The following is a 17138-nucleotide window of genomic DNA, read 5'->3' on the forward strand; positions in this document are numbered from 1 at the left end:
GTCGCCGGCGACCGCTCGCGCGCGGGCTGGCACGTGCCCGACTGGGCGCTCGCGCGCTGCGCCGGCTTCGACACGATCGAACGCTGCGGGCACCTGATCCCGGCGGAGCGACCCGATGCGTTTCGCGCGGCGCTCGAGCGCATCGTGCACGCGCCGCCCGCCTGACAACCCGTAGGATTCGCCGAAATATGGTTGAAAGGCGCGGTTGCTAGAGTCGGTCGAACTAGGTTTTCCCGGCGCCCGGCGCCGGACGGGGTCGACACATGCGAGGATCGATGTACCTGGCACGCGCCTTCTGGCTGCTTCTGCTGCTCGCCATTTCGGGCCCTGCTCTCGCATTCCACGCGCGGGTCGTCGCCATTCCCAGCGCCGCGATGAACGAGACGCTCAAGGCAACCGTCGTGCTGCCCGACGCTTATGCGCGCGGCACCCGCGACGGCGACCGCTATCCGGTCGTCTATCTGCTGCACGGCTCCGGCGGCGACCATACCGACTGGACGTCGAACACGCACATCGCCGCGCTGGCCGACCGCTACCACGTGATCCTCGTGATGCCTGACGGCGGCCACGAGAGCTGGTACATCGACAGCCCGTTCGACTCGGGCAGCCGCTACGAAACCTTCATCGGCGACGAAGTCGTGTCCTACGTCGATCTGCACTTCCGCACGATTGCAACGCAACGCGCTCGCGCGATCACCGGGCTCAGCATGGGCGGCTTCGGCGCGTTGCGCATCGCGCTCGACCGGCCCGACACGTTCGGCGCGGTCGGCAGCATCAGCGGCGCGGTCGATCCGCGCTGCTGCGGAGACGAGCCGGGCATCGACCACGTATTCGGCGACCCCGGCCGCCATCCGTCGTTCTGGAACCGCAACGTAATCGTCGCGAGCGCCAGCGCGTTCGTGCGCGCGCATCTCGACCTGACGATCGATTGCGGCCGCGACGACGCGTTCGTCGGCTCGAACCGCACGCTGCACGAACGGCTCGTCGCGCTCGGCGTACCGCACGACTATGCGGAGCGGCCAGGCGGCCACACATGGGATTACTGGTCGAATGCGATCCGCTACCAGATGCGGTTCTTCGCGACATCGTTCCAGCACGGCGGCTATGCGTACCATCCCGCGCCCCATGCGCCGGGCATGACGCGCGCAGGCTGACGCGCGCCGCAACGCGGCCCGGCAAACCCGGTGGTACGATGCGCTGGCATCGACCATCCGACACCTTCCATGCCGCGCGACAACTTTGCGGATCTCCTCGCCTTCATCGCCGTCGCGCGCGAACGCAGTTTCACGCGTGCGGCCGCGCAGCTCGGCGTCTCGCAATCCGCGCTCAGCCATACGATCCGCTCGCTCGAAACGCGCCTCGGCGTGCGGCTGCTCACGCGCACGACACGCAGCGTGGCGCCGACCGAAGCCGGCGAGCGCCTGCTGCTCAATCTCGCGCCGCGCTTCGACGAAATCGAAGCCGAACTGACCGCGCTCGCGGAACTGCGCGACCAGCCCGCGGGCACCGTGCGCATCAACGCGACCGACTTCGTGATCCGCACGCTGCTGTGGCCGAAGCTTGCGCCGATCCTGCACGACTACCGCGACCTGAAGGTCGAGTTCGTGAACGACTACGGGCTGTCCGACATCGTCGCGGAACGCTTCGACGTCGGCGTGCGGCTCGGCGACCAGGTGGCGAAGGACATGATCGCCGTACGCATCTCGGCCGACATGAAAATGGCGATCGTCGGCGCGCCCGCGTATTTCGCGGAACGCGCGCACCCCGTGTCGCCGCAGGATCTGGTCGCGCATGACTGCATCAACCTGCGCCTGCCGACGCACGGCGCGCTGTACGCGTGGGAACTCGCGCGCGGCGACGACATGCTGCAAGTGCGCGTCGACGGGCAGGTCACGTTCAACGGCACCTACGAGACGCTCGATGCGGCGCTCGCAGGCTACGGGCTCGCGTACGTGCCCGCCGAACTCGCGGCGCCGCATGTCGCCGCCGGCCGCCTCGACAGCGTGCTCGACGACTGGTGCCCGACGTTCCCCGGCCATCACCTGTACTACGCGAGCCGGCGGCAGTCGTCGCGCGCGCTCGCCGTGATCGTCGATGCGCTGCGCTATCGCGCATGAGCCGACGAAGCGCCGCCCATGCGCCGCGATTCATGAACCGGATCGATAAGTGCATGCGGATTGCCGGGGATTATCGATAGACGCATCGGTGGCTACCATCGACGGTGTTCCCCACCTACCCCGGAGCCCTCGATGTCCGAACCGACTTCCCCTGCACGCAAAGCATTCGGCGCCATCGCCCCCGCCCTCGCCGACTACACCGACAACGTGCTGTTCGGCGACGTCTGGCAGCGCCCCGGCCTGTCGCCGCGCGATCGCAGCCTCGTCACGGTCGCGAGCCTCGTATCGCTGTATCGCGTCAACGAACTGCCGTTCCACCTGAAGAAAGCGCTCGACAACGGCCTCACGCGCGACGAGCTCGTCGAAGCGATCACGCACCTCGCGTTCTACTCGGGCTGGCCGACCGCAAGCTCCGCGCTGACGATCGCACAGCGCGTGTTCGACGAAGCCGGCGTGTAAGCGCAGCGTCCCTTCATTCAACCGGCGGGCACACGCCTGCTTGGAGCCTTCATGGATTACCGCTATCTCGGGCGCAGCGCGCTCAAGGTGTCGCCGCTGTGTCTCGGCGCAATGATGTTCGGCGGCGAGACCGACGAAGCGACGTCCGCACGAATCATCGACAAGGCCTTCGACCAGGGCATCAATTTCATCGACACGGCCGATGTCTATCACGCCGGCCGCTCGGAAGAAGTCGTCGGCCGTGCGATTGCGCCGCGTCGCGACAGCTGGGTCGTCGCAACGAAGTTCGGTTATCCGGCCGGGCCGGATGCCGGGCCGAACCGGCAGGGCCAGTCGCGCAAATGGATCGTCGAATCGGTCAACGCGAGCCTGAAGCGGCTCGGCACCGACTACATCGACATCCTCTATTTCCATCGCGCGCTGACCGATGCGCCGCTCGACGAAGGCATGCGCGCGATCGCCGACCTGATCCGGCAAGGCAAGGTGCGCTACTTCGGGCTGTCGAACTTCAAGGGCTGGCGCATCGCCGAGGTCGTGCGGCTCGCCGACCAGCTCGGCATCGATCGCCCGGTCGCGAGCGAACCGCTGTACAACCTCGTCGATCGCACGGCCGAAGTCGAACAGCTTCCGGCCGCCGCGCACTACGGGATCGGCGTCGTGCCGTACAGCCCGCTCGCGCGCGGTGTGCTGACCGGCAAATACGCGGTGGATGCGCAGCCGCCCGCCGATTCGCGCGCGGGCCGCGGCGACCGGCGCATCCAGCAAACGGAATGGCGACCCGAATCGTTGCACATCGCACAGCAGGTGGCCACGCATGCCGCCGCGCGCGGCACGACGTCGGTTGCGTTCGCGCTCGCGTGGGTCATGAAGAACCGCATCGTCAGCTCGACGATTGCAGGGCCGCGCACCGAAGCGCACTGGGACAGCTACATCGATGCGCTGAAGCTCGAACTCGGCCCGGACGACGAACGGTTCGTCGATGCGCTCGTACCGCCCGGGCATGCCTCGACGCACGGCTATACCGATCCCGGCTATCCGGTCGAAGGCCGCAAGGTCTGAAGTCGGAACGGGATGAGTGAATGACATGCCGGGCGCGATGCCCGGCAAGATGATGCACGCGCGTCGCCTGACGCGCGAATACATGGCAGCGGCGGGATCAGTTGTCTTGCGCGGTTGTGTCGGCGCTGACTACGCGATCGAAGAATTCCTGTGCACGCGCCAGCTCGTCGAGTGCGTGATCGAGGCGCGACATCGCGCGTGCGTATTCGGCCGACGAAATGTCGTCGTCGCTTTCGCCGCGCACGGCGCGAAAGGCCTGATCGACATTGCGCGTGGCTTCGACGAAGCGCTGCGCGGCCCGGGCTTCCCGCGAACAGATGTGGGTCGACATCGACACTTCTCCCTCAGGGTTGCAGTGTGAAGCACGCCGACGCTCAGTGTGCGTGGTGCGCATGTCGGCGGCGTGAACCACGACCCATCGAGTATCGACGCATCGGCCGCCGCGCAGCGCGCTTCGTGGCGATTGTCTCTCTGCGCTCGCCGCTCCGCTATGGCGAGATTGCAACAAATTCTTGCGCGATCTGCTGCGCGCGTTTCGTCACGCGCGCCCGATGCGCCGATGCGCGAGGCCCGCGAACGCGGCCGCCTCACCCGGCGACAGGTCGAACAGGTCGCCGGTGAGATCACGCGGATGCTCGGCCGCCGGCCGATTGCGCAATCGCGCGACGTGCGTGGGCGCAACATACGCGGCCGCCGTTTCGATCGGCGGCACATCGAACAGATCACGCGTGACGCCGCGTACGTCGTCCGTCGGCGAACGGCCGCGCAAGCGCGCGACGAGCTCGACGAAGCGATCGAAATCCCCCGCGCGCGTCGCCTTGTTCACTTCTGCGAGATCACGCGCCTTCAACACGCACGGCTGCGCGAGCCGCACGAAATACGGTGCTTCGAGCTCGACCGACAGCGCGAGCGGATAGCTCTTGCCCGTCTGCTCCTTCGCACGCCCGACGCAATCGACCACGGCCGCCCCCTGTGCGGCGCCGAGCGACTTGCCGGTGCTCACGCTGCGCAGGTGATCGGGAAACACGCGCAACTGCGTGCCGACCGTCAGCGCGGTGGATGACGCGCACACGAGCGCGTAGTGCTGTTCGCGGCGCCGGCCCGACGGCAAGGTCGAGCGACTGGCGATGAACGTGTGCGGCGGCAACGGCCGCACCTGCCCGCTCGCGTCGACCCACGCATTCCACAGCAGCATGTCTTTCCGCTCGCCCGGGCGCGGGCGCGACGCGACCGGCGAAAACAGTGCGAGCAGCGAGCCCGTGCGATGCGCGGCGACTTGCGCGCTGCTGCCGAGCGGCTGGTTGATGCCCCACAGAAAACGCCCGCCCCCGAGCCGGCGCTCCCATTCCTTGCGGAGCACGACGGTCGGCAGTTCCTCGCCGGACTCGGTACCGATCTTGGTCCAGCAGAACGTGGGTGGGAGGTGTTTCAGTGTCATCAACTATCTCGGGATACAGCCTCGCTGGTGACAGCAAGCCCATTCAACAGCCGTAACTGTATAGGTATAATGCATCGCATGGAAGCCCCGGACCAAGATTTTCCCGTTCAAGACCTGTTGCGCCGCCTGATGGCAGATACACGCTCGTCCAGCGAAATAGCGCGACTCTCCGGGGTCAGCCAGCCGACCGTATCGCGCCTGAGGCTGTCGAACGGGCATCGGCTGCGCCGCAGCGCGCCATTCAATAAGCTATGCAGTTTCTATGGTGTCGATACCGGGCCGTCGCGCCGCCAGTACAACGACCTGCTGCGCGACGCGATCGTCGACGCGTGGGACGGGTCGGACGAGCACGGGCGCGCGCTGCTGGTCGTGATCCAGGGGTTGAAGGGGCTGCAGGCGAAGGCGGATGATGGGTGATGGGGTGGGCGATGCGTTGCTGGTGCGCTGCTGTTATTGCGACCAGCCGCAGCCAGTCGCTGATCGAACCGTTCGCAACGGATGGTTCCATGCACCGGAGCGTTTGACTGCTCCGTTGCTTGCACCAAACTCGGCGATCGAAACAGTGAGCGAAAGATCATGGTTCGCACGGTCTCGAATGAGCGGCGATCGGCGACGGTCCATCCGGCTATGTCGAATGCCCGCTCCTGACCGCCACTCGTTCCGGTTGTCCATGCGCGGCCTCCCGATCATGAAGCGTAGCCTCGCCGGGGAGCCTCTTTCCGTCTGGCCCGGCGGGTTCAGGAAATCAGCGGACAAGCTATCCGAAAACCCGAGCCCACACCGCCCGAATGCGTCGCGCGCGGTCTTCGAAGAGATAGGACGCCGCCAGCGTAAAGACACCTGAAATTGCACCCGTCACGATGTGCTCGACATAGGGGATACGGTAGTGACTCGCGTGCGAGTAGGCGTCGCCCAACGTTGTCAGGACGCCAACGACCAGCGCATTGCCGTATCGATGCGCGTAGAGTTTCGCCGCCGGCGTGAACGTCAGGAGCACGGCAAGGAGTCCGGTAAGCAGCCCCGTATGAAATGCGATAGTCCAGTGGGCAACGCTCATGACATTTCCCCAGCTCCCCGGCATGCACGTCATGCACGCACTGGTCGGCTGCCAGAAACGCTGGACAAACAGTCTGACGCGGTGCTTCCACTCGGTTGACATGATGCATTCCCATCAATGCCGCCGCTACGGCCGGCGCCGCCACACGTATCGTTGAAACAGCTTCGAAACGCCTGAGCGAGCTCGCCGCCGTCGTCACGAATGGGTCGGCTGTGCGCCGTAGAGACCTGGCAATAACCTGGACCTGGGGAAATACTACTCCACGATCAGTCGGCCGCTGTTTCGACCGAGACCGAAATTCAACGCTCGTGTCTGTCGGTGCGGCCCCGTCCATGACGTGCATCGAACGCGGCACTTGCGCGCGAAGTCGACGGCCGGCATCGACTGCCGATCCAATCCCACGCAATCGGCCATGTCATCCGTTCCCATGCACGACTCAACCCAGCACCGACTCCGTCAACCACTCGCGCGCAATCGCCGTGCATAGCGACGGACGCTCCAGGGTCGGGAAATGACCACACCCTTCTATCGCTTCGAATCGGGCATGCGGCATCAAGCCGGCGATGCGCCGGCCGACGTCGACGGGGACGAAGCGGTCAGCAGCGCCCCAGATGAGCAACGCAGGAACCTGGCTCGACGCCAGCGTCGACCAATGATCCGGGCGCGTCAGCGTGGCATCGGACTGTCGGGCAAACAAATCTGCGCCGGCATCACGGGCCATCTGCATGAATGCAGACCGTGAGATGCCATCGTGCGCCGGGATGGCCTGTGCGGCGAACTCCGCAATGACGCGCTCGTGCTCTCCAGCGCGAATACGCCGGCTGGTGGCTCGAACAGCGTCCGGATCAGGATGAACGCCCGGCTGGCAATTCATCAGCCAGAGTCCGCGGACGCGGTCCGGCGCTCTCGCGAGCACTTCCATCGCGAGACATCCACCGTATGCCGTACCGACAAGAATGAACGCACCGCTTGTCGATGCCAGGAGCTGCTCGGCACTCTCGGCGAAGGTTGCATGCGCAAGTATCCTCACGGTCGGTGACGCAAGATCCTTCAGCGCTTCGACCTGATCGGCATACATTCGGCCGTCGCACGGCATCGCCGGCAAAAATATGAGAGGTAGCAACATCAGAATGATTCAGGCAGGTAGTGGATCGCGTTTCGAAACCATCCAACGTAATCTCGGTCGGCATCACGCTTCCGAACCGAAGCCCATCAGCAACGACATGTACTGTGCAGTAGAAAATCGGCTTCACTGTACATTTCATCGCGCTTCTACCTAAAACACAATGCCCGTCAGGCTCGGGATCGGAATATCCGCAGGGGCCTTCCGCACGCCATATGTGGGTACAAGACGATCAAAGAAATCCGGCCCGCTCAAGGCATCGTGGCGGCGATAAAAACTGGACGCCAACGCCATGAACACATCCGCTGACCCGCTTCCGTCTTCGCTCGCCGCAGCCACGTTTGTTCCATTCCTCGTCGCGAGCGTCGCACTTGCCGCCGCCTACGGCGCCAGCTTTCTCCTTTCCGAGCATTTGCGTCAGAGCGGCCTGGATTCGTCGATGGCAGGCGCCGTGATCTCGACCGGCATTCTGACCATGATCGTCAGCTCTCTTGTCGCCGGATGGGTAGCACAACGAATCGGGTTGATGTCGACCATCGTGGCCGCCGCTGCCGTCATGGCGCTTGCCATGCTCGCGTTCAGCCTGGCAGCGCACGATCTGAGCATCGCATTCATCGGCGGCCTGCTTCTGGGAATGGGATGGTCGGCCTTTTACATACTCGCGCCGCTTCAGATCATTCATCACCTCAGGCCCTCGGCGCGGATCAAATACCTGACCTTGCTCTCGGGCGGTCAGATGGTCGGGCTGGGTCTCGCGTCTCCGATCGGCCATTTCATCTCCCGTCGCTTCGGGTCGTACACCATCGTCTACGCAGGCCTGGCATGTCTCTGCGTGATTGCAGCCATCGCATTTTCGATTGTCCGACAACGAACGGAACGCACACCCCATCCGCAGGCGGATGCAACCGGCCTGACAGCCGCGCGGGTTGCCGAGATCCTGCGCCATGTCACCCGGCTGCCGATCATCATGATCGGACTCGCCGCTTGCATCTTTTCCGCGTTATCGAATTTTCAGGCGATCTATGCGGAGTCGCGACACCTGTCGCCCGATCTCTTCTTCGTGACTTTCACGTTAACGACCGTCTTCTGCCGATTCACGCTGGCGCAGACGATCAGCCGATTGCCAGTCCGAAAGCTCGCGTTCACGCTGTTCGCGCTGACGCTCCTGGCGCTGATCCTCTTCGTGTCCAATCCGGGCAGTGAAATCCTGTACGTGATCGGCTCGTTCATCTTCGCGGTCGGCTACGGACTCAGCTACTCCACCTTGAACGGTATGGCGGTCAATCTCGCCAGCGAAAACGGCTTGTCCGCATCGGCGAGCTCGCAAGTCTTCACGATCGCCTACTTCACGGGTCTGTTCGGATTTCCGTATGTAGCAGGCGTATTGGTGACCCACGGCGGCGTGAACTGGATGATCGTCGCGACGATCACCGTCGTCGTCGTCAACCTGCTGATGCTCACTCACACGAGTCTTCGCCGCGACAACGCGCAGATCGCGGCACGCTGACCGCGAACGCGCGATACGGATACAGATACGGCGCCTACTGCTCCAGCCCGACCCCCAACGGCCGCTGATCGCTGCGCCCGTGATCGTCGACCACCCGCACCGTATAACTGCCGGCCGTCCGCGGCTGCCAGAACAGCGCATCGCCCGGCGCGCTGCGCCCGACAAACGCATCGTTGACGAACCAGTACAGCGCATGCGCGCTCGCATCGGCCGTCGCGTTGAACGCGATGCGCGTCTCCTCCGTACTCTTCACGCGCATCGCATACGTGCTGCCGCGCAGCGGCGACGTGATGCGCGGCGGATCGCCTTCGACCTGCCCCGCGTCGCGACACTCCGCGTTCTGCGGCGGCCGCCGGCGCGGAATGCCGGCCTGCACGAACACCTGTTGCAGATCCGACGGCCAGAACTCGAAGATCTCCGTATGCGTGCGCTTGCCGTCGTACGGCGGGCACGCGGCCTTCCCGGTCGCATCGTCGATCACGACCGGCCGGTGCACGGTGCTCACGCGGATCGGCGACGTGCCCGGAATGAACCACGTCCAGCCCTGCTGCGGGCACCACTCGTTCGGCAAGTCGCCGCTCGCGAGGCAGATCCGCACGCGCTTCAGCTTCGGCGGCATCGCACGCGGCGGCTCGACGAGCGTGCGCTCGGCATTCAGCGCATCGACGACCTGAAAGAACAGCGGCGCGGCCGCATCGACGCCGACGAACGCCGTATTGGTCGAGTTGTCGAAATTGCCGACCCACACGACCAGCACATACGGGCCGAACACGCCGGCCGTCCACGCATCGCGGAACGACCATGACGTGCCGGTCTTCCAGTAGACCGGTACGCTCGATGGTTGCGCGCCGCTCGTCTCGTCGGGCCGCAGATGCTGACGCAGCATGTCCATCGTCATGTAGCTCGCCTCGGCACTGAGCAGACGCCGGCCAGGCAGCGCCGGTTCGTCCGCGCGCAGCCGCAGCGGCCGAAACTCGCCGCGATTCGCGAGCATCGCGTACAGCGCCGCGAGATCCTGCATCGTCACTTCGCCGCCGCCGAGCACGAGCGCGAGCCCGTAGTGCTGCGCGCTCGCGAGCCGGCGCACGCCGGCTTCCTGCAGGAACCGGTACAGATCCGGCGACTTGAGCTGCGATGCGACCCACACGGCCGGCACGTTGCGACTGCGGTTCAGCGCATCGGTCGCGGTGATCGGCCCGAGGAAATGACCGTCGAAATTCTCCGGCGCATAGGGGCCGAACGCGGTCGGCACGTCGCGCAGCACGGTCTGCGGATGCAGCACGCCCTGGTCGAAGCCGAGCGCATAGATGAACGGTTTGAGCGTCGAGCCGGGTGACCGCCGCGCGAGCGTGCCGTTCACCTGCCCGTCGATCGTGCGGTCGAAGAAATTCGCGGAGCCGACGAGCGCCTTCACGCCCATGTCGCGCGTATCGACGAGGATCGCCGCCGCATTGCGCACACCGCGCGTATCGTTGCGCGCGACATAGCGTGCGATCTGCCGTTCGAGCGTGTGCTGCAAGTCGAGATCCAGCGTCGTCACGAGCCGTGCGTCGGCGTCGCTGTCGTGTGCCGCCGCGCTCGAGGTCGTAAGCCACGCGCTGCGCGCGGCAAGTGCCTGGTCGACCGCGTGCGGCGCATCGAACGGCAGTGCCGACAATGGCCGCATCGCAAGCGGCAATGCGAACAGCGGCTTGAACGATGCATCGCCCGGATGCTTCGTCAGCCAGCGCGCATACAGCCGGTTGCGCGACGCGGCCAGCGCGCGGTTGATTTCATCCTGCCCGCCGCGCACGCGTCGCGCCGGGTCCTGCGGAATCACCGCGAGCGCGAGCGCCTCCGGCAGCGTCAGCGCGTCGGGCATCCGGTCGAAATAGACGACGCTCGCGGTGCCCGCGCCTTCGACGTTGCGGCCGTACGGCGCATCGTTCAGATACGCTTCGAGGATCTGCCGCTTCGAATAGAAGAGTTCGAGCTGCATCGCGCGCGCGACCTGCTCGAGCTTGCCGGCCGGCGTGCGCGTGTTCAGCCGCCACAGCGAGCGGGCGAGCTGCATCGTCAGCGTCGAGCCGCCCTGCGGATTGCCGCCGCGCACATACGTGATCCATGCGCCGCGTGCGAGCCCGTACGGGTTGAAGCCCGGATGCCACCAGAACCAGCGGTCCTCGTGCAGCATCACGGCTTCGACGAGCTGCGGCGACATCCGGTCGAGCGGCACCCAAAGCCGGTAGCGGTCGTCCTTTGCAAGCGTCAGGCGCAGCAACCGGCCCTGCGCGTCCGTCACCGCGACCGACGACGGCTTCCAGTCGCGCAGCGGCGGATGCGGCCACAGCCGGCACGCGGCCAGCGCGCCGAACACGAGCAGCGCGCCGGCGATCCAGTTCTGCCAGCGATGCAACCAGCGGCCGGCGCCGTGCAGCACGCGCCGGCGCACCGAAACGTCGTCAGCCACGCGCGGGCGCTCCTCGCACCCGGCGCGGCCGGTCACGACGTTGCAGCCTCATCGTCATCGCACGCGCTCCACCGTCAGTGTCGCCCCGCCAGGCGCCTGGGCCTGCAAGCGGCGGTCGTACATCGACTCGCCGTATGCCGGCGGCGCGATGAAGCGGCCCGCGTTGCTCGCCTTGATCCGGTAGACGAACTCGCGCACGTCGGTCGTCGCGGTGCCGTAGATCACCACGCGATCCTCTCGCACGTCCGCGAACTGCGGCTGCCATGTGGAACCCTTCACGCCGATCGGCGAACGCCACGGGGCATCGGCCACCGGCGCCGACGCGCCGCCGTCGCCATTGCTGTCGCCATCCTGCGCGTCGGTGACGGGCGGCGGCGCGATCACCGGATCGAAGCCGCCCGGCAACAGGTCGACGATCGCGATGTTGCCGACGCTCGCCGAGCCCGTCGCACGGATCTTCAGGTGCACGTCGATCTCCTGGCCGACCGTGATCTTGTCGAGCGGCTTGCCGTCCGTGTCGGTGTAGTCGCGCACGATCTCCAGCCCGTCCTTGATCGCCTTCGTCGACGTGCCGCGGTCGTAGCCCGACTGGCTCGTGATCCACCATGCGGGCAACGAGCTGCCGTTCACGAAATCGACGCGCGATGCACCGGCCGACCACGTGCCCGAGCGCACGAGGTTCGCCTGGATCGACGACACGTCCTTCGGCGCGGCGCCCGCGCGCACCTCGTCGATCGCGAGCTGGTCGAGCTGGCCCGCGCTCGACGCCGCATACGCATCGAGCGCGAGGATCGTCATCGCCGACGACAGCGTGTTGTAGCGGTTGTCGACGAGCGGCGCGGCGAGGTTGTCCATCGCGCGCGGCGACAGCTTGCGCACGCGCTCCGGGAAGTGCTTCGCGATCAGGTACAGCACGCTCGCGTCGCGCGTCAGCGGATCGAGGTAGTAGCCCGTCACGTAGCCGCCGTCGGATGCACGCTTGCGCTCGAGCAGCGCCTGCGGGCCCGCGATCAGCGCCGCGGCCTCCTTGTCCTGCTTCAACAGCTGGTACGACGTGGCGAGCCACGCGGCCGCGAGATCGTTCTTCCAGTCGTTCGGATACGCATCCTGCAGCCGCTTCTGCACGGCCGCGAGGCTGTTGGTCGTCACGTTGCCCTGGCGCGTCAGCAGATACACCGCGTACGCACGCTGCCGCAGCAGGTCGAGCGAGCCGAGCGAATCGTTCGCCGCGAGCTTCTGCAGATACTGGTTGCCCGCGTCGAGCATGTCCTTCGGCACCGCGATGCCGCGCTCGCGCGCGTCGAGCAGCACGTGCATCGCGTACGCGGACACGAACGGATCGGCGTCGGGCGTCGCGCTCCACAGCCCGAACCCGCCCTGCGCGTTCTGCCGGCTGCGCAGCACACCGAGGAACTGCGCGATCGCCGCCGCGTTCGTCGCGTCGGCGCCGGCGTCGGTCGCATGCATCGCGCTCGTCAGCGCCCGCACCGACAGCCACTTCGCCGCGAACACGCGCGGCACCGACGCGCTCACCATCTGCTCGCTGCAGTAGTGCTCGAAGTTGACGAGATACGACGACAACCCTTCCGACAGCACGAGCGGCGCGGTCGAGATGCTCGCATCGCGTGACGCATATGCGTCGTACATCGAGCGCAGGTTCGGCACGCTCGCCTTCTTGCCCGGATCGAGGCGCGCGATGTCGAGCTGCGTGCGGAATGCGGCGGCCGGCCGCACCGATACGTCGACCCGCTGCTGGGCCCCCTTCGCGCCATAGCGTGCACCGAACGACAGCGAACCCGAACCGAGCGTATCGGTCGCCTTCACGCGGAACATCGCGACACCTTCGTGCTGCGGCGCGAGCGCGACGTTCTGCGTGGCCGGCCCGATCACCTGCAACTGCGGCCCCGTCTTCAGCGTGACCGCGACCGGCACCGGCTGGTTGCCGACACCCGTCAGGTTGTTCGCGACACCGACGCTGACGTCGGCCTCGTCTCCCGGCGCGAGCGTCGTCGGCACGTTCGGCGACAGCACGAAATCGCCGCGCACGGTCGTCGCGCCTTCGAACGTACCGACCAGGTCCGGCGATACCGACACGGCCATCACGCGCAGCTTGCCGTTGAAGTAGTCGGGCACGGTGTAGCTCAGGCGCGTATCGCCGTTCACGTCGACGATCCCCGACCAGTAGACGACCGGCTTGTCGCGCTTGCGCTTGAACGGGTTCAGCTGGCGGCCGATCGCATCGTCGGCGTCACCGCCCGGCGCGGCCATCGCCATCAGCTTCTCGAAGTCCGGCAGGATCAGGTCGAGGATCTGCGACGTGCCGACTTCGAGCATCCGCTTGCGGAAGAAGAACTTCAGCGGATCGCCGAGCTTGTAGCGCGCGACCTGCAGGATGCCCTCGTCGACCGCGAACACGACGACCTTCGCGGGCTTCGCCGAATGCACGGTGAAATTCACCGTGTCGCCGGGTTTCACGAGCGCCGGCGCATCGACGGACACCGCATTGCGGCGCGCGTCGAGGTTCACCGAGAACGGCACGACGCCGTAGCTCAGCGGGCTCATGAAGATTTCGTCGGACGACGGATCGCGGATGTACTGCACGTTGATGTAGCCGTTTCCTTCGAAACCGGCCGGCACCGTGATGTGCTGGATCGAACTCGTCGTGTCCGCATGGAACCACGCATGCGCGTACACCTTGTCGCGCTCGATCGTGATCAGGCCGCTGCCCGCATAAGGCGCGCGGATCGCGATCTCGACCTGCTCGCCCGGCTTGTAGTCATGCTTCGCGAGCGTCACCTGCAGCTCCGCGTTGCGGTCGAGCGAGCGCGTGACGTTCGCGTCGCCCGTGACCGAATACTCGATCCGGTTCACTGCAGCGCCGGCCGCGTTGCGGATCACGAGCGCGTAGCTGCCCGGCTTGTCGGTACGCAGCGCAAAGTCGAGCCCGGCCGCCGGAATCGCCAGCGGCTTCTCGTCGACCGGCACTTCCTTCAGCCGCGAATCGTATTTGTACGCGCCGGAATCCTGCTTGGTCAGCACCGACACGTAGCGCTCCTCGACGAGCTGTGCGCGCAGGTCCTTCACGTCGATCGCCTTCGCGTTCGGATCGATCGCGACGAGCCGCACCGTGCGCGGGCTGCCGCGCTTCACGTAGCCGAGATCGTCGACCGACTTGTAGCCGACGAGCCAGTCGTTGTTCGATACGAGCGTCTGCGCGTTCGCGGCGACGTTGCGCCCGCCTTCCGCTTCATAGGCCTTCGCCTGGAAGTAGAGCTGGTAGGTCGCGTCCGCGTATTTGTCGAGATCGAGATCGAACTCGGCATGGCCCTTGTCGTCGGTCGTGCCGTCCTGCAGCGTCGTCGTATAGCCCTCCTTCGCGCGGCGCGCATCGAAGAAGTGATAGCCCTGCCAGCTGCGGAACGACGGCCACACCGGGCGCAGCGTCAGCGTCGCCGCGACGCGGCGCTTCTCCGCCGGCGTGCCGAACAGGTTCTGCGCATCGACGATGCCCTTCAGCCCCTTCGGCTTCACCCATCCTTCGACGACCTGCTGCGACAGCTTCGCGTCGACCTTCATCCGGTCGGGCAGGAACTCCTTCACCTGCACCGTCGTGCTGCCGATCGGCTCGGCGCCGGGCTGGCCGTCCTTGACGATGTACAGGTTGACGGTCCACGTGCCGGTTGGCGCCGTTTCGGCCGTCGTATAGCCGAGCTCGGTGAAGCCGGTCGCATCGACCGTCACCGGCTTGCGCTCGACGGTGATCCCGCGCGGATCGACGATCTCCGCCTGCAGCGGCACGCCGGCCGGGCTGCGCGCCCAGCTCGCGGCGCGCACGATCAGGCCGATGTGGAACGGATCGCCGGGCCGATACAGGCCGCGATCCGAGAACAGGTACGCGGACAACTGCCCCTGGCCCGTCGCATTGCGCTCGCCGTCGACGTCGAAACGCGAGAAGTCGAGCTGGCGATCGCGGCCGGCCACCGGCAGGAACGACAGGTCGGTGTCCTTCTTCACGACATACAGCTGCGGCCGCTTCTCGCGGTCGAGCCCCTTGAACGCGGGGAAATGCACGATGCCGTCGGCGCTCGTGGTCTGCGTGAACAGCACCTGGCCGTTCACCGCGAGCACCGACACGGTTGCGCCCGCAACCGGGCGGCCGTTGCGGATCGACTGGACGAACACGTCCTGGCTGCCGTCGAGCGCCTTCTTGACCAGCATCCCGAGATCGGTCACGACGATCAGGCGCGTGTCGCCGAGCGCGTTGTCGCTGTCGTCGCCGTTGCCGTTTCCGCTGCTGTCGCCCGAATCGGCGTTATCGGACTGATCCTGGCTGCCGTCGCCGGACGATGCATCGCCATCCTTCGCATCGTCAGCTTTCTTCTTCTCGGCCGCCGGGTCGTACTTCGTCAGGTGCAGCAGGAACACGCCGCGTTTGCCGCCCTTCAGGTACTGGCCGAGATCGATGCCTTCGTAATGCGCCTTGCCGGGATCGCCGGCCGGGAACGCACGCGTCTGCACGAAGCGCTCGACGATGTGATCCTCGCTGAACGAATACGACAGCTCGGGCCGCGCGTAGGTGCCGTTGTTGAAGCTCACGAGATGCTGGAGCTGGTCGGGCAGCACGCGGCCGATCTCGACCTTCATCCCCGGCAGGTTGCGCGACACGACCGACAGCCGCTTGCTGCCGCTCATCGACAGCAGCGAACCGTCGGCCATGAAGCGCAGCAGCTTCGGATAGTCGGGCACCGTGAACGCGGTCGTCACCGGCTTGGCGAGCAGGTAGCCGCCCGCCGATTTCAGGTCGCCCTCGAAACGCACGACGATGCGATCGCCCGGCGTCGCGTGATACTTGAAGCTTTGCAGCGTCGCGTAGTCGTTCTCGGTCGGCACCGCGTCGAGCGGCAGCGGCTTCGACTGCTTCAGCACCGCATCGCTGATGTCGGCCACGTTCCATTCGTACGGCGGATCGTCGTCCGACTGATCGACGCCCGGCTTGCGCTTCGGCAGCACCCACGCCTTGGCGCGCGCGGCCAGGTCGGCGCTGCGCACGCCGTCCGACGCTTCCGCGACGAGCACCTGCTCGGGTTCGTAGCGCTCGTTGTCGACGAGCGTCGGCGCGATGTTGTCGATCGACAGGCTGTAGAGCCCCGGCACGTTGACCGACGCATGCAGCACGTCCGGCGTGCCGTTGCCGCCGCGCGAACTCTTCACGCCCTTGTCGACGTCGAGCCGTGCCACCAGCGGATCGCGCGGAATCTCGAGCGGCTGCGAGTAGACCCACGCGCTCGTCTTCATCTTGTCGTAGTTGACCGTGTAGCGCAGCGGCGTCGAACTCTTGCCGTCGCGGCCGACCAGCACGAGGCCGATGCGCTTCTCGAACTCGGCCGGATCGACCGGATAGTTGAAGCGCAACTGCAGCAGCGCCTGCTTCTCCGCCGGATTGTCGGGGTTCTGGTAGAACTCATTGTTGCCGAACGTCGCGGCGAACGCGGGCAGGTCGAAGGCGAAGCGGTCGTCGTGCATCGTCACCTGCGGCGCGAACACGCGGTGCACCGCGAAACGCACCTCGACGTGCGCGCCGACCGGCCAGTCGGCCGCCGGCGTGAAGCGCAGCGTCTTGTCGTCGACCCACTCCCATGCGCCCTTCAGCGCGGGCGTCATCTCGATGCCGTCGCCGGCCGGCTTGCCGACCTGTTCGATCGGCGCGGCCGATTGGGCGAACGCGACTTCGAGCGGATGCACGGTGATCTTCGGCTTGTCGGTGTCGTCCACCTCGTAGGTGGTGATCGCCGGCGCCTTCACGGTGAAGCTGACGGTCTCGGGCTCGGGCGGCTTCGGGCGGTGCTTGAACCAGTAACCGCCGTAGCCGAGCGCGGCCGCGAGCAGCACGAGGCCGCCGGCATGCCACGGGCGGCGGCGCACGGCCGCG

General features: G+C 66.4%; 12 protein-coding genes and 1 pseudogene. 7 read left to right on the plus strand and 6 right to left on the minus strand.

What is annotated here, in order from left to right; all coding sequences use genetic code 11:
- The 5 genes and pseudogenes from G3N99_RS41935 to G3N99_RS18540 all read left to right on the plus strand — a co-directional run.
- Nucleotides 1–165: pseudogene (locus G3N99_RS41935) on the plus strand (alpha/beta hydrolase); the annotation flags it as partial.
- Nucleotides 166–275: 110 nt separating this feature from the next.
- Entirely contained in the window at nucleotides 276–1154 is an 879-nt protein-coding gene (locus G3N99_RS18525) for an alpha/beta hydrolase family protein (protein WP_174936345.1), read from the plus strand.
- A 69-nt stretch (nucleotides 1155–1223) separates the two neighbouring features.
- Nucleotides 1224–2117, plus strand: a complete 894-nt coding sequence (locus tag G3N99_RS18530) for a LysR family transcriptional regulator (protein ID WP_206123139.1) — start codon at nucleotides 1224–1226, stop codon at nucleotides 2115–2117.
- Nucleotides 2118–2249: 132 nt separating this feature from the next.
- Nucleotides 2250–2576 carry a carboxymuconolactone decarboxylase family protein gene (locus tag G3N99_RS18535; RefSeq protein ID WP_011354130.1) on the plus strand — a complete coding sequence of 109 codons (327 nt, stop codon included), beginning with the start codon at nucleotides 2250–2252 and terminating at the stop codon, nucleotides 2574–2576.
- Between the two features lie 51 nt (nucleotides 2577–2627).
- Nucleotides 2628–3635: an aldo/keto reductase gene (locus G3N99_RS18540; RefSeq protein ID WP_206123140.1), complete on the plus strand. Its 1008-nt coding sequence runs from the start codon at nucleotides 2628–2630 to the stop codon at nucleotides 3633–3635.
- 97 nt (nucleotides 3636–3732) lie between these two features.
- Here the strand turns inward: G3N99_RS18540 and G3N99_RS18545 are convergent, their stop codons facing one another.
- Nucleotides 3733–3966 carry a hypothetical protein gene (locus G3N99_RS18545; RefSeq protein ID WP_174936333.1) on the minus strand — a complete coding sequence of 78 codons (234 nt, stop codon included), beginning with the start codon at nucleotides 3964–3966 and terminating at the stop codon, nucleotides 3733–3735.
- Nucleotides 3967–4173: 207 nt separating this feature from the next.
- Nucleotides 4174–5073: a hypothetical protein gene (locus G3N99_RS18550; RefSeq protein WP_174936332.1), complete on the minus strand. Its 900-nt coding sequence runs from the start codon at nucleotides 5071–5073 to the stop codon at nucleotides 4174–4176.
- Between the two features lie 78 nt (nucleotides 5074–5151).
- On the opposite strand from G3N99_RS18550, the gene G3N99_RS18555 reads away from it, so the two are divergent.
- Complete coding sequence (locus G3N99_RS18555) at nucleotides 5152–5490, plus strand: helix-turn-helix transcriptional regulator (RefSeq protein ID WP_011354126.1); 339 nt, start codon at nucleotides 5152–5154, stop codon at nucleotides 5488–5490.
- A 340-nt stretch (nucleotides 5491–5830) separates the two neighbouring features.
- On the opposite strand, the gene G3N99_RS18560 is transcribed toward G3N99_RS18555, so the two are convergent.
- Both G3N99_RS18560 and G3N99_RS18565 read right to left on the minus strand, forming a co-directional pair.
- A complete protein-coding gene (locus tag G3N99_RS18560; RefSeq protein WP_174988604.1) occupies nucleotides 5831–6232 on the minus strand; it encodes a hypothetical protein in 402 nt (133 codons plus the stop codon).
- 334 nt (nucleotides 6233–6566) lie between these two features.
- Nucleotides 6567–7256, minus strand: a complete 690-nt coding sequence (locus tag G3N99_RS18565) for an alpha/beta fold hydrolase (RefSeq protein WP_206123141.1) — start codon at nucleotides 7254–7256, stop codon at nucleotides 6567–6569.
- Between the two features lie 289 nt (nucleotides 7257–7545).
- On the opposite strand from G3N99_RS18565, the gene G3N99_RS18570 reads away from it, so the two are divergent.
- Entirely contained in the window at nucleotides 7546–8760 is a 1215-nt protein-coding gene (locus G3N99_RS18570; RefSeq protein WP_206123142.1) for an MFS transporter, read from the plus strand.
- Between the two features lie 34 nt (nucleotides 8761–8794).
- Here the strand turns inward: G3N99_RS18570 and pbpC are convergent, their stop codons facing one another.
- On the minus strand, nucleotides 8795–11209 hold the full coding sequence (gene pbpC / locus G3N99_RS18575) for a penicillin-binding protein 1C (RefSeq protein ID WP_206123143.1): 2415 nt from the start codon (nucleotides 11207–11209) through the stop codon (nucleotides 8795–8797).
- A gap of 54 nt (nucleotides 11210–11263) precedes the next feature.
- The gene (locus G3N99_RS18580) at nucleotides 11264–17098 is read right to left on the minus strand and encodes an MG2 domain-containing protein (RefSeq protein ID WP_346778492.1); all 5835 of its coding nucleotides are present in this window, start codon (nucleotides 17096–17098) and stop codon (nucleotides 11264–11266) included.
- Nucleotides 17099–17138: the final 40 nt, after the last annotated feature.

The organism is Burkholderia sp. Ac-20392 (genome assembly GCF_017104585.1).
In the GTDB taxonomy this organism is placed as follows: domain Bacteria; phylum Pseudomonadota; class Gammaproteobacteria; order Burkholderiales; family Burkholderiaceae; genus Burkholderia; species Burkholderia lata.